The following is a 12,294-nucleotide window of genomic DNA, read 5'->3' as shown; positions in this document are numbered from 1 at the left end:
GGGCCGCCTCGGGCCCGGGCGGTGCTCGGGCGCGCCCACGGGTGTCCTCGGTCGGCGCCGCGTCGGCCCCCGGCAGGGGTCCTTCGGGGCGGCCGGTGCTGCGCCCTCCGGAAATGCTAGCCATGTACTTAGTAGCCATGTACCGTATTTTTCATGAGCGCATCCCCCGAGGGCCCGACCCCCGGTTTCCTGGTCTGGCGGTTGTCCACGAAGTGGCGGGTGGCGGTCGACCGGGCGGTCGGCCCACTGGGGCTGACCCATGCCCAGTACACGCTGCTGGCCTCGCTGTACGGCCTGCAGCGGGCCGGCGCCCGACCGAGTCAGCGCCGGCTCGCCGACCACACCGGCCTGGAGCCGCTGTACGTCTCCAAGCTGGCCCGCGCGCTGGAGGCGGCCGGCCTGGTGGAGCGCGCCGCGGATCCGGCCGACACCCGGGCCGTCCAGCTGTCGCTCACCGCCGAGGGGCACGAGGTCACCGGTCGCGCGATCGCCGTGGTGCGCCGGCTGCTCGACCGGCTGATGGAGCCGCTCGGCGGCCGGTCCGGTGAGCGCGCCGCGGTGTTCGTCGCCGAGCTGACGGCCCTGCTGGACGCACCGCTCGACCTCCCCGCGCAAGAGACCGACGAGACGAACGAGGAGTAGGCCATGTCCACCACCCCGTCGCTGAACGGCCAGATCATCGGCCGCGCCCACCACGCCACCCGGGCCCTGCTGGAGCGCCTGCTGGCGCCGGCCGGCCTCACCTTCCACCAGTCGCTGGCGCTCAACGCCACCGCCGATCAAGGGGGTTCGGCCGACCGCGAGCAGCTGGTCGCCCGGCTGACCGGAGCCCTGAAGGTCGACCCGCCGGTGGTGCTGGCCGCCTTGGCCGGGCTGACCACCGCCGGTCTGCTCGCCGAGTCGCCCGACGGGCCCGGCCGTCTCGCGCTCACCGAGCGGGGCCGGGCGCGGCAGGAGGAGGTCCGGGCCGCGGTGGCCGGGCTGACCGCGCGGCTGTACGGCGGCCTGCCGGCCGAGGACCTGGCGGTGGCCGCCCGGGTGCTGGCCGTCGTCACCGAGCGGGCCGACGCCGAAGCGGCCGGGTGACGCTGAGCCGTTACACCGTCACAGTCTGGGAACGGGCCGGGCCGCCCCCCTGTCGCGGTGCGGCCGGCGCCTGCCACAGTGAGCCGGTCGCAGGCCATGGGGGCCGGGGCAGGAACGAGGTAGGCAGATGAGAACACGTCTGGCAGGGGTACTGCTCGCCCTGGCGCTGGCGGGCGGCGGTGCCACGCTGGCGACCGGTACGGCGGTGGCGGCGCCGCGCACCGCCGCGGTCGCGGCCGTCCAGCAGGCGCCCGCGGCGGCGCCGGCGGCCGGTGCGCAGGCCCAGGCGCCGACCGGGCAGCGGGCGCACGCCGCCACCGAGCTGGCCAAGAGCAAGAGCAAGTCGAAGAAGAAGTCCAAGGGCGGCCTGATCGGCTTCCTCGTGGTGGCGATCCTGGTGATCCTCGCGATCGCCCTCGTGGTGTGGCTGGTCCGCCGGAGCACCCGGCGCTCCTGAGCCGGCGAGGTTTGCGGCGGGGCCCGGCGAGGAAGCCGAGCCGGGGCAGGCCGAGCCGCTCGGCCGCGGCGGATCCCCGCCGGAACCCGGGAGGTTGACGTGACGACGACACGTTGGGCGAGTCTGGCCCTGTCCGTGGTGCTGGCGTTCGGTGGTGCCACGCTGGCCGCCGCACCGGCCGGTGCCACGACGGCCCCGGCGGTGGTGCAGCGGTCCGCGGCCGGTCCGCCCGCCGCGGCCGGCACGCCCGGTGCAGCGGTCACTGCGGTCGCCGCGGTCACCGACCCGAGTGCCACCCGTCGGGCCGGCACCGAGCTGGCCAAGAGCAAGCTGAAGAAAAAGAAGAAGGGCGGGCTGTTCTCCGGCATCCTCGGGATCGTCCTGATCGCGCTGGTGCTGATGATCGCCGTCCCGCTGATCGTCCTGGGCCTCTGGCTGGTCCGCCGCTCCCGCCGTCGGACCTGAGCGCGGCGTCGGCCGAGGGTCAGCCGACCCGGTCGGCCCGGGTGTAGACGTTGCCGCTCTGCCCGCGCAGGAAGCCGACCAGGGTCAGTCCGAGCTCCTCGGCCAGGTCCACCGCCAGCGAGGACGGGGCCGAGACGGCGGCCAGCAGCGGGATGCCCGCCAGCGCCGCCTTCTGGGTCAACTCGAACGAGGCCCGGCCGCTGACCAGCAGCAGATGCCCCGTCAGCGGGAGCCGGCCCTCGCGCAGCGCCCAGCCGATCACCTTGTCCACGGCGTTGTGCCGGCCGACGTCCTCGCGGGCGCAGAGCAGCTCGCCGTCGGCGCCGAACAGGCCGGCCGCGTGCAGCCCGCCGGTCGACTCGAAGGTCCGCTGGGCGGCGCGCAGGCGGTCCGGGAGCTCGTACAGCACCTGCTGGCGGACCTTCAGGCCGTCCTGCGCGACCGGCCAGTGGCTGTGCGTGCGGACGGCCTCCACGGTGTCCCGGCCGCACAGGCCGCAGGCACTGGTGGTCAGCAGGTTGCGGTGGGCGGACAGCGGGACCGCGCCGCCGTGGACGGTCGCGTCGACCACGTTGTAGGTGTTGGCCCCCTGCGCGTCGGTGCCCGCGCAGTAGCGCAGGGCCGCCAGCTGCTCGCCCCGGTGCACCAGGCCCTCGCCGACCAGGAAGCCGGCCACCAGGTCGAAGTCGTGGCCCGGGGTGCGCATGGTCACCGTCAGCGGCTCGCCGCCCAGCCTGATCTCCAGCGGCTCCTCCGCCGCCAGCGCGTCCGGGCGGGTCGACTGCTCCGCGCCCGCCAGTCGCACCACCCGCCGCCGTACCGTCGCCCGCGCCATCGCCCTACCGCCTCCGCTCGCCGGTCCCGATCCAGCTTGCGCCACGGGCGGCCCGGTCGGGAAATCCGCCGGCCGGGTCGGAGGGGCGGCCGGGCGCGTGCGGGCGCCCGGCCCCCGTGTCATGGTCGAAGCGGCGGCACCCGGTGGACTCCGGTCGGGTGACCTGCGTCACACCCGACCCTCCAGTCCTGCCCCGGGCGGTTGTCATATCCTCATTCACCTGATCTGATTGTGCATATGGATATGCACAGTGCTGTGGCCGCCGATGCCCCCGTGATCCAGGTCGGCAAGGCCGACGTGAGTGCCGAGGACGTGCTCGCCGTCGCGCGCGGCAACGCCCGGGTCGAGATCGGCCCGGACGCGCAGGCCGAGATGGCCGCCGCCCGCGCCACGATCGAGGCCCTCGCCGCCGAACCGCGCCCGGTCTACGGCGTCTCGACCGGCTTCGGCGCGCTCGCCGTCCGCCACATCAGCCCGGAGCTGCGCGCCCAGCTGCAGCGCTCACTGGTGCGCTCGCACGCCGCCGGGATGGGCCCGGCCGTCGAGCGCGAGGTGGTCCGCGCGCTGATGTTCCTGCGGATGAAGACCCTCGCCTCCGGCCGTACCGGGGTGCGCCCGCTGGTCGCCCACACGATGGCCGCCATCCTCAACGCGGGCATCACCCCCGTCGTCCGCGAGTTCGGCTCGCTCGGCTGCTCCGGCGACCTGGCGCCGCTCTCGCACTGCGCGCTGGTGCTGATGGGCGAGGGCGTCGCGTACGGCCCCGACGGCGTCGAGCGCCCGGCCGGCGAGCTGCTCGCCGAGGCCGGCATCGAGCCGGTCGAGCTGCTGGAGAAGGAGGGCCTGGCCCTCATCAACGGCACCGACGGCATGCTCGGCATGCTGGTGATGGCGATCGCCGACCTCTCCCGGCTGTTCACCACCGCCGACATCACCGCCGCGATGAGCCTGGAGGCGCTGCTCGGCACCGACCGGGTGCTCGCCCCCGAGCTGCACTCCGCGATCCGCCCGCACCCGGGCCAGGCGCTCAGCGCCGCCAACATGCTCGCCGTGCTCAAGGGCTCCGGCCTGACCGGCCACCACCAGGACGACGCACCGCGGGTCCAGGACGCCTACTCGATCCGCTGCGCCCCGCAGGTGGCCGGCGCCGGCCGCGACACCCTCGCGCACGCCCAGCTGGTCGCCTCGCGCGAGCTGGCCGCCTCGGTCGACAACCCGGTCGTGCTGTCCGACGGCCGGGTCGAGTCCAACGGCAACTTCCACGGCGCCCCGGTCGCCTACGTGCTGGACTTCCTCGCCATCGCCACCGCCGACCTGGCCTCGATCTCCGAGCGCCGCACCGACCGGCTGCTGGACAAGGCCCGCTCGCACGGCCTGCCGGCCTTCCTGGCCGACGACCCGGGCGTGGACTCCGGTCTGATGATCGCCCAGTACACCCAGGCCGCCCTGGTAAGCGAGAACAAGCGGCTCGCCGTGCCCGCCTCGGTCGACTCGATCCCGTCCTCCGCGATGCAGGAGGACCACGTCTCGATGGGCTGGTCGGCCGCGCGCAAGCTGCGCCAGGCCGTGGACAACCTGGCCCGGGTGCTGGCCGTCGAGCTGCTCGCCTCGGCCCGCGCGCTGGAGATCCGGGCGGACGGCAGCAGCGGCCCGCTGGCACCCGCCACCGCCGCCGCGATCGCCGCCGCCCGCGCGGCCGGCGTGCAGGGCCCCGGCCGGGACCGCTTCCTGTCGCCCGACCTGGAGGCCGCGCACGCCCTGGTCGCCTCCGGCGACCTGGTCGACGCGGTCGAGCGGGTCACCGGCCCGCTGGCCTGACCCGCCCGGTGCCCGGGGCGGGTGGGCGTCAGACCCACTCGCTCCGGGTGTCGCGGGGCAGCTCCCGCCCCCGGTGGCGATCGCCCAGGGCGGAGGCCACGTTGACCCCGACGATCCCGATCCAGCATGCGATCAGGCCGGTGGTCCCGGCGCTCTCCGAGGCGATGGCGGTGAGCGGAATGCCCATCACCAGCGAGACGATGCTCAGCCCGAGGCGCGCTCCGCGCCCCCGGACCCCGCTCGGGCCCCCGCCCGAGCGGTCGAGCCGCTCGGCGACCCGCTGTTCGACCCGGGCGTCCAGCCGGGAGTCGATCCGGGCCAGGAAGGAGTCGACGATCTCCGACTCGTACTCCTTGCCCAGCTCCTTGCGGGTCTGCAGGGCGGCATCGAGGTCGCGCCGCAGCTCGTCCTGGGAAGTGTTCATGGGCTCCATGGTCGGGGCCGGGAGAGCGGAAAGGCCACCCGAAGGCCAGGATTTCGGGGAAGGTTCAGGGGGAAGTCAGGGTCACCCCGAGAATCCGTCCGTCCCGTACCCCGAAACACCATTGCCCGACCGGCGGGACTGCGCCACAGTCGTCCTGCCGCCGCCGCCAGCGGTGGACGCCACAACCCGAGCTCGGAGGTACCGCCGATGACCGCCCCGGAGGAGAACGGCGCCGTCGGCCCGTCCGCCCGCCTGCTGCAGCTCTTCGAGGGCCACCGGCTGACGCCGACGCAGCGCCGGATCGCGCACTCGCTGGTCCGGCACGCCACCGAGGCGCCGTTCCTGTCCAGCGTGGAGGTCGCCGAACTCGCCGGGGTCAGCCAACCCTCCGTCACCCGCTTCGCGGTGGCGCTCGGTTACGACGGCTACCCGGCGCTGCGCAAGCAGCTGCGCGAACTCGGCGCCGGCGAGGGCGCCACCCCCGAGACCCCGGCCGAAGTGGTGCGCAACGAGCACCAGCAGGCCGTGCTGGCCGAGATCGAGCACCTGCGGCACCTGGCCGCCCTGCTCGCGGACCCGGAGCCGATCGTCCGCGCGGCCCGCCTGCTGGCCGCCTCCCGGCCGCTGCCGGTGCTCGGGCTGCGGGCCGCCTCCGCCCAGGCCCGCGGCTTCGCGTACTTCGCCGCCAAGGTGCACCCCGACGTCCGGTTGCTGGACGAGGGCGGTTCGATGCTCGCCGACCGGATCGAACAGGCGGCCTTCGCCGGCGCCAGTGCCCTGCTGTGCTTCGCGCTGCCGCGCTACCCGCGCGAGCTGATGGACGCCCTCGCGGTCGCCCGGGACTGCGGCCTGACCGTGCTGACCGTCGCGGACAGCGCCTTCGCACCGGTCGCCAAGCTCTCCGACCTGATGCTGCCGGCGGCGGTCGGCACCGGCCTGGTCTTCGACACCGCCTGCGCGCCGATGATGCTCGGGCGGGTGCTGCTGCAGACCATGTGCGACGAGATCCCCGGCACCGAGGCGCGGCTGGAGGCGATCGAGCAGTCGGCCGCCGCGCGCGGGCTCTTCCTGGAGTAGGGCCGCCCGGAGCAGGGCCGCCCGGAGCAGGCGCGGCCCGTCATGGGCACAGCTTGGCGTCGGTGGGTTGTCCGGCGCCCTCCAGCGGGCATCCCTTCTGCAGGTCCTGGCGCCAGGGCCGGACGGGGGTGGCAGCGATGGGTCCGATCCACCAGATGAGACTGACCGGCCGGCTCGCCTCGGGGGCGGACGAATGGTCCTGCCCGACCTGCGGCCGCCGGATCTCGCTCAAGCAGCCGCCCGAGCCCGACCTGGTGGTGCTGGAGGCAGGCGACGAGACGGCCGTGCACGTCGGCGTGATCGACCCCGACGCGGCGGCCGGCGTCGCGGAGAAGTACGGCCTCGGCCCGATCCGGGAGATCCCGCGCGCCCCACAGCCGGCCGGGGCGCAGTCCGGGCCCGCCCAGCCGGGCCGGGCCGAGGCGGTCGGCGCGGACGACCGCCGCTGGCTGGCCGAGATCGGCATCGACTGGGACGGCGACGCGGCGGCCTGAGCCGCCGGTCGGCCCGCCCGCCGCCGCGCCCGGCGGCCCCCTGTTGCACACAACGGGACGAATGTCCATGGGCGGGGCTCTGGCCGACCGTCGATTGATTGGATATATTCAGACTACGTAATCCTGAATGAATCCATCCGCAGGGAGGCCGGCAGCATGGTGCAGCAGCAGACGGGCAGTGGTCCGCGCGAGGTCCGCGCGGCGCGCGGGACGAACCTGACCACCCAGGGGTGGCAGCAGGAGGCCGCTCTGCGGATGCTCATGAACAACCTCGACCCCGAGGTGGCCGAGCACCCGTCCAAGCTGGTCGTCTACGGCGGCACCGGCAAGGCGGCCCGCGACTGGCGCTCGTACGACGCGATGGTGCGCACCCTGCAGACCCTCAAGCAGGACGAGACCATGCTGGTGCAGTCCGGCCGGCCGGTCGGCGTGATGCAGACCCACGAGTGGGCGCCGCGGGTCCTGATCGCCAACTCCAACCTGGTGGGCGACTGGGCCAACTGGGAGGAGTTCCGCCGGCTGGAGAGCCTCGGGCTCACCATGTACGGCCAGATGACCGCCGGTTCGTGGATCTACATCGGCACCCAGGGCATCCTCCAGGGCACCTACGAGACCTTCGGCGCCGTCGCGGCGAAGAAGTTCAACGACACCCTCGAAGGCACCATCACCCTCACCGCCGGCCTCGGCGGCATGGGCGGCGCCCAGCCGCTGGCCGTCACCATGAACGGCGGCGTGGCGATCTGCGTCGACTGCGACCCGTCCCGGATCTCCCGCCGGATCGAGCACCGCTACCTGGACGTCGAGGCCAAGAACCTCGACCACGCGCTGGAGCTGGCCGTCGCCGCCCGCGACAAGAAGCAGCCGCTCTCCATCGGCCTGCTGGGCAACGCGGCGGAGCTCTTCCCGCAGCTGCTCGCGATGGACGCGCCGATCGACATCGTCACCGACCAGACCAGTGCGCACGACCCGCTGAGCTACCTGCCGATCGGTGTCGACTTCGACGACATGGCCTCCTACGCGGCCGCCGAGCCGGGCGACTTCACCCGCCGGGCGCGCGAGTCGATGGCCCGGCACGTGGAGGCGATGGTCGGCTTCCAGGACAAGGGCGCCGAGGTCTTCGACTACGGCAACTCGATCCGCGGCGAGGCCCAGCTGGCCGGCTACGAGCGGGCGTTCGACTTCCCCGGCTTCGTGCCGGCGTACATCCGGCCGCTGTTCTGCGAGGGCAAGGGCCCGTTCCGCTGGGCCGCGCTGTCCGGCGACGCGCAGGACATCTACAAGACCGACAAGGCCGTGCTCGACCTCTTCCCGGAGAACGAGTCGCTGCACCGCTGGATCAAGATGGCCCAGGAGAAGGTGCACTTCCAGGGTCTGCCGGCGCGCATCTGCTGGCTCGGCTACGGCGAGCGGGACAAGGCCGGCGAGCGCTTCAACGACATGGTCGCGCGCGGCGAGCTGTCCGCCCCGATCGTGATCGGCCGCGACCACCTGGACTGCGGCTCGGTGGCCTCCCCGTACCGCGAGACCGAGGCCATGCTGGACGGCTCGGACGCGATCGCCGACTGGCCGCTGATCAACGCGATGGTCAACGTCGCCTCCGGCGCCTCCTGGGTCTCCATCCACCACGGCGGCGGCGTCGGCATCGGCCGTTCGATCCACGCCGGCCAGGTCACCGTCGCCGACGGCACCGCGCTCGCGGGCGAGAAGATCCGCCGGGTGCTCACCAACGACCCGGGCATGGGCGTCATCCGGCACGTCGACGCCGGTTACGACCGCGCGGTCGAGGTCGCGGACGAGCGCGGGGTCCGCGTCCCCATGAACGAGCTGTGACCGAGGACTCCTTCCGTCGGATGTGGGCGGAGCTGCTCCCCGTGGGCCGCTCCGCCTCCTCCGGCGGGTACCGCCGCTTCGCCTGGAACTCCGCCGACGCCGAGTGCCGGGCCTGGTTCGAGGAGCAGGCCCGCTCCCGCGGCCTGGCCTACGAGCTGGACCGCAACGGCAACCAGTGGGCCTGGCTCGGCGATCCGAACGCCGGCGGGGCGATCGTCACCGGCTCGCACCTGGACTCCGTGCCGGACGGCGGCGCCTTCGACGGCCCGCTCGGCGTGGTCTCCGCCTTCGCCGCGCTGGACGAACTCCGCGCCCGGGGCGCCGAGTTCGACAAGCCGCTGGCCATCGTCAACTTCGGTGACGAGGAGGGGGCCCGGTTCGGCGTCGCCTGCATCGGCTCCCGGCTCACCGCCGGGGTGCTCGGCAAGGAGCAGGCGTACGCGCTGCGCGACGCCGACGGCGTCCGGCTGCCCGACGCGATGGAGCGGGCCGGCTACGACCCCGCCGCGATCGGGGCCGACCACGAGCGGCTCGGCCGGGTCGGCGCCTACGTGGAGCTGCACGTCGAGCAGGGCCGCTACCTGACCGAGGAGCACCCGGTCGGGGTGGCCAGCGCGATCTGGCCGCACGGCCGCTGGCGGTTCGACTTCCACGGCGAGGCCAACCACGCGGGCACCACCCGGATCGAGGACCGCCGAGATCCGATGCTCACCTTCGCGAGCACCGTGCTCAGTGCCCGGGAGAAGGCCGAACTGGCCGGCGCCCTGGCCACCTTCGGCAAGGTCGCGGTGGAGCCCAACGGCACCAACGCGATCGCCTCGCTGATCCGCGGCTGGCTGGACTCCCGGGCCGCCGACGAGCCGACCCTGACCGCGCTGGTGGAGGAGATCCGCGCGGCCGCCACCGAGCGCGGCGGGCGCGACGGCGTCCGGGTCGAGCTGACCCGGGAGTCCTACACCCCGGTGGTGGACTTCGACGGCCCGCTGCGCGACCGGCTGGCCGAGCGGCTCGGCAAGGTGCCCGTGCTGCCGACCGGGGCGGGACACGACGCCGGAATCCTCGCATCGGCGATCCCGACCGCCATGCTGTTCGTAAGGAACCCGAGCGGTGTGTCGCACTCCCCGGCCGAGCACGCCGAGGAGCCCGACTGCCTCGCCGGCGTGACCGCTCTCGCCGACGTACTGGAGGACCTCGCATGTCAGCAGCGGTGACGTACTGGGCGGAGCACGCCTGGCTGCCGCACGCCAACGGGCCGGTGGTCGAGCAACAGGTGCTGATCGCCGTCGGCCCGGGCGGCCGGATCGCCAAGGTCACCCCGGACAGCGGGCCCTGCCCGCCCGGGGCCGTCCGGCTCGGCGGGCTGGTCCTGCCCGGCCAGGCGAACGCCCACTCGCACGCCTTCCACCGGGCGCTGCGCGGCACCGTGCAGGTCGGCTCGGGCACCTTCTGGACCTGGCGGGACACCATGTACCGGTTCGCCGGTGCGCTCGACCCGGAGAGCTACCTGGCGCTGGCCACCGCCGTCTACGCGGAGATGGCGCTGGCCGGCATCACCGCCGTCGGTGAGTTCCACTACCTGCACCACGCTCCGGGCGGCGGCCGCTACGACGAGCCGAACGCGATGGGCGAGGCGCTGATCGAGGCCGCGCTGCGGGCCGGCATCCGGATCACCCTGCTGGACACCTGCTACCTCTCGGCCGGCTTCGGCGCCGAGCCGACCAAGCCACAGCTGCGGTTCAGCGACGGCGACGCGGACGCCTGGGCGGCCCGGGTGGACGCGCTGAAGGGGGCCGAGCACGCCCGGATCGGTGCCGCCGTGCACTCCGTCCGGGCCGTCCCGGCCGACCAGTTGAGCACCGTCGCGCACTGGGCGGCGATGCACAAGGCCCCGCTGCACGTGCACCTCTCCGAGCAGACCGCGGAGAACGACGCCTGCCTCACCGCGCACGGGATCACCCCGACCCGGCTGCTCGCCGACCACGGGGTGCTCGGCCCGCGCACCTCGGCCGTGCACGCCACCCATCTGAGCGATGACGACATCCGGCTGCTCGCGGACTCCTCCACCACCATCTGCATGTGCCCCACCACCGAACGGGACCTGGCGGACGGCATCGGGCCGGCCCGCCGGCTGGCGAGCGCGGGCTGCCCGATCAGCCTGGGCAGCGACAGCCACGCGGTGATCGACCCGTTCGAGGAGGCCCGCGCGCTGGAGCTGGACGAGCGCCTGCGCACCCGCACCCGCGGCCACTGGACGGCCAACGCGCTGCTGCGGGCCGGCACCGAGGACGGCCACGCCTCGCTGGGCTGGCCGGAGGCCGGCCGGATCGAGGCCGGCTCGCTGGCCGACCTCACCGCCGTCGCGCTGGACAGCGTCCGCACGGCCGGCCCGCGCCCCGCCCTGGGCGCGGAGACGGCGGTCTTCGCGGCCTCGGCCGCGGACGTGCGGCACGTGGTGGTCGGCGGCCGGCACATCGTCAAGGACGGCGTGCACCAGCTGGTCGCGGACGTGCCGGCCGCTCTGCGCGACTCGATCGCCGCTCTCCAGTCATAGAATCCCGGGTGCGGGCTCCACCAGGGCTGATCTGGTGGGGCCCGCACCCGGGTCCCGACGTGAACCCGACGTGAAAGGGTCCCCTTGAGCCTCCTGATCACCGATATCGGCACCCTGGTGACCAACGACCCCGCGCTCGGAACGGGCCCGCTGGGCCTGCTCCAGGACGCCGCCGTGGTCGTCGAGGGCAGCCGGATCGCCTGGGTGGGCCCGGCCGCGTCCGCGCCCGCCGCCGACGAGCGCTACGACGCCAGGCACCGCGCGCTGCTGCCCGGCTTCGTCGACTCGCACGCCCACCTGGTCTTCGCGGGCGACCGCACCGCCGAGTTCAACGCCCGGATGTCCGGCCAGGCCTACAGCGCCGGCGGGATCCGCACCACGGTCGCCGCCACCCGGGCGGCCACCGACGCCGAGCTGGACGCCAACCTGGTGCGCTTCCTGCGCGAGGCGCTGCACCAGGGCACCACCACCGTGGAGTGCAAGTCCGGCTACGGCCTGACCGTCGCCGACGAGGCCCGCGCCCTGCGGATCGCGGCCTCGCACACCCCCGAGACCACCTACCTGGGCGCCCACGTGGTCGCCCCGGAGTTCGCCGACGACCCGGCCGGCTACGTCGACCTGGTGACCGGCGAGATGCTGGACGCCTGCGCCCCGCACGCCCGCTGGGTGGACGTCTTCTGCGAGCGGGGCGCCTTCGACGGCGACCAGGCCCGCGCCGTCCTCACCGCGGGCGCCAAGCGCGGCCTGATCCCGCGGGTGCACGCCAACCAGCTCTCGTACGGGCCCGGCGTGCAGCTGGCGGTGGAGCTGGGCGCCGCCTCGGCGGACCACTGCACCCACCTGACCGACGAGGACGTCGCGGCGCTGGCCGGCTCCGAGACGGTGGCCACCCTGCTGCCCGGCGCCGAGTTCTCCACCCGCGCGGAGTACCCGAACGCCCGCCGGCTGCTGGACGCGGGGGCGACCGTCGCGCTCTCCACCGACTGCAACCCCGGCTCCAGCTTCACCAGCTCGATGGCCTTCTGCATCGCGGTCGCGGTCCGCGAGATGGGGATGACCCCGGACGAGGCGGTGCACGCCGCCACCGCGGGCGGGGCCAAGGCGCTGCGCCGCGGCGACGTCGGCGTCATCACCCCCGGGGCCCGGGCCGACCTGCTGCTGCTGGAGGCCCCCTCGCACGTCCACCTGGCCTACCGGCCGGGGGTGCCGCTCACCGCCGCGGTCTGGCGGGCCGGGGCGCGCGAGTTCTGATCCGTC

13 protein-coding genes are annotated in these 12,294 nt (G+C 74.4%); 11 read left to right on the top strand and 2 right to left on the bottom strand.

Annotated elements, in window-relative coordinates; translation table 11 throughout:
- The first annotated feature begins 153 nt into the window (after nucleotides 1-153).
- From AB0K43_RS28480 to AB0K43_RS28465, 4 genes are all read left to right on the top strand, one after another.
- Complete coding sequence (locus tag AB0K43_RS28480) at nucleotides 154-642, top strand: MarR family transcriptional regulator (RefSeq protein ID WP_363644721.1); 489 nt, start codon at nucleotides 154-156, stop codon at nucleotides 640-642.
- A 3-nt stretch (nucleotides 643-645) separates the two neighbouring features.
- Entirely contained in the window at nucleotides 646-1,086 is a 441-nt protein-coding gene (locus AB0K43_RS28475) for a MarR family winged helix-turn-helix transcriptional regulator (protein WP_363644719.1), read from the top strand.
- A gap of 127 nt (nucleotides 1,087-1,213) precedes the next feature.
- Complete coding sequence (locus tag AB0K43_RS28470) at nucleotides 1,214-1,543, top strand: hypothetical protein (RefSeq protein ID WP_363644717.1); 330 nt, start codon at nucleotides 1,214-1,216, stop codon at nucleotides 1,541-1,543.
- A gap of 99 nt (nucleotides 1,544-1,642) precedes the next feature.
- Entirely contained in the window at nucleotides 1,643-2,008 is a 366-nt protein-coding gene (locus AB0K43_RS28465) for a hypothetical protein (RefSeq protein WP_363644715.1), read from the top strand.
- 19 nt (nucleotides 2,009-2,027) lie between these two features.
- Here the strand turns inward: AB0K43_RS28465 and fdhD are convergent, their stop codons facing one another.
- Nucleotides 2,028-2,843 carry a formate dehydrogenase accessory sulfurtransferase FdhD gene (gene fdhD / locus AB0K43_RS28460; protein WP_363644713.1) on the bottom strand — a complete coding sequence of 272 codons (816 nt, stop codon included), beginning with the start codon at nucleotides 2,841-2,843 and terminating at the stop codon, nucleotides 2,028-2,030.
- Nucleotides 2,844-3,080: 237 nt separating this feature from the next.
- Between fdhD and hutH the strand changes: the two genes are divergently transcribed.
- Nucleotides 3,081-4,661: a histidine ammonia-lyase gene (hutH, locus tag AB0K43_RS28455; protein ID WP_363644711.1), complete on the top strand. Its 1,581-nt coding sequence runs from the start codon at nucleotides 3,081-3,083 to the stop codon at nucleotides 4,659-4,661.
- A gap of 28 nt (nucleotides 4,662-4,689) precedes the next feature.
- Here the strand turns inward: hutH and AB0K43_RS28450 are convergent, their stop codons facing one another.
- Nucleotides 4,690-5,085, bottom strand: coding sequence for a hypothetical protein (locus AB0K43_RS28450; RefSeq protein ID WP_363644709.1), 396 nt, complete (start codon nucleotides 5,083-5,085; stop codon nucleotides 4,690-4,692).
- Nucleotides 5,086-5,292: 207 nt separating this feature from the next.
- Here AB0K43_RS28450 and AB0K43_RS28445 point away from each other — a divergent pair, with 207 nt between their 5' ends.
- The 6 genes from AB0K43_RS28445 (at nucleotide 5,293) to hutI (ending at nucleotide 12,288) form a co-directional block, all read left to right on the top strand.
- On the top strand, nucleotides 5,293-6,162 hold the full coding sequence (locus AB0K43_RS28445; RefSeq protein WP_363644707.1) for a MurR/RpiR family transcriptional regulator: 870 nt from the start codon (nucleotides 5,293-5,295) through the stop codon (nucleotides 6,160-6,162).
- A 155-nt stretch (nucleotides 6,163-6,317) separates the two neighbouring features.
- A complete protein-coding gene (locus AB0K43_RS28440; RefSeq protein ID WP_363644705.1) occupies nucleotides 6,318-6,656 on the top strand; it encodes a hypothetical protein in 339 nt (112 codons plus the stop codon).
- 156 nt (nucleotides 6,657-6,812) lie between these two features.
- A complete protein-coding gene (hutU, locus tag AB0K43_RS28435; protein ID WP_363644703.1) occupies nucleotides 6,813-8,486 on the top strand; it encodes a urocanate hydratase in 1,674 nt (557 codons plus the stop codon).
- A gap of 20 nt (nucleotides 8,487-8,506) precedes the next feature.
- Nucleotides 8,507-9,697, top strand: coding sequence for an allantoate amidohydrolase (locus AB0K43_RS28430; RefSeq protein ID WP_363644755.1), 1,191 nt, complete (start codon nucleotides 8,507-8,509; stop codon nucleotides 9,695-9,697).
- Nucleotides 9,682-11,037, top strand: a complete 1,356-nt coding sequence (locus tag AB0K43_RS28425) for a formimidoylglutamate deiminase (RefSeq protein WP_363644701.1) — start codon at nucleotides 9,682-9,684, stop codon at nucleotides 11,035-11,037. Before AB0K43_RS28430 ends, AB0K43_RS28425 begins: the two co-directional genes overlap by 16 nt.
- A gap of 84 nt (nucleotides 11,038-11,121) precedes the next feature.
- A complete protein-coding gene (gene hutI, locus AB0K43_RS28420; RefSeq protein ID WP_363644699.1) occupies nucleotides 11,122-12,288 on the top strand; it encodes an imidazolonepropionase in 1,167 nt (388 codons plus the stop codon).
- Nucleotides 12,289-12,294 lie beyond the last annotated feature (6 nt).

Origin of the sequence: Kitasatospora sp. NPDC049258, assembly GCF_040678895.1 — a bacterium.
In the GTDB taxonomy this organism is placed as follows: domain Bacteria; phylum Actinomycetota; class Actinomycetes; order Streptomycetales; family Streptomycetaceae; genus Kitasatospora.
Note: the sequence above shows the minus strand (reverse complement) of the source record. Positions and strands in the feature narration are given on the sequence as shown.

Bases quoted from the DNA above. Each gene is read 5' to 3' on its own strand.
- AB0K43_RS28480 (WP_363644721.1), top strand. From the start codon at position 154: ATGAGCGCATCCCCCGAGGGCCCGACCCCCGGTTTCCTGGTCTGGCGG.
- AB0K43_RS28475 (WP_363644719.1), top strand. From the start codon at position 646: ATGTCCACCACCCCGTCGCTGAACGGCCAGATCATCGGCCGCGCCCAC.
- AB0K43_RS28470 (WP_363644717.1), top strand. From the start codon at position 1,214: ATGAGAACACGTCTGGCAGGGGTACTGCTCGCCCTGGCGCTGGCGGGC.
- fdhD (WP_363644713.1), bottom strand. From the start codon at position 2,843: ATGGCGCGGGCGACGGTACGGCGGCGGGTGGTGCGACTGGCGGGCGCG.
- hutH (WP_363644711.1), top strand. From the start codon at position 3,081: ATGGATATGCACAGTGCTGTGGCCGCCGATGCCCCCGTGATCCAGGTC.
- AB0K43_RS28450 (WP_363644709.1), bottom strand. From the start codon at position 5,085: ATGAACACTTCCCAGGACGAGCTGCGGCGCGACCTCGATGCCGCCCTG.
- AB0K43_RS28445 (WP_363644707.1), top strand. From the start codon at position 5,293: ATGACCGCCCCGGAGGAGAACGGCGCCGTCGGCCCGTCCGCCCGCCTG.
- AB0K43_RS28440 (WP_363644705.1), top strand. From the start codon at position 6,318: ATGAGACTGACCGGCCGGCTCGCCTCGGGGGCGGACGAATGGTCCTGC.
- hutU (WP_363644703.1), top strand. From the start codon at position 6,813: ATGGTGCAGCAGCAGACGGGCAGTGGTCCGCGCGAGGTCCGCGCGGCG.
- AB0K43_RS28430 (WP_363644755.1), top strand. From the start codon at position 8,507: ATGTGGGCGGAGCTGCTCCCCGTGGGCCGCTCCGCCTCCTCCGGCGGG.
- AB0K43_RS28425 (WP_363644701.1), top strand. From the start codon at position 9,682: ATGTCAGCAGCGGTGACGTACTGGGCGGAGCACGCCTGGCTGCCGCAC.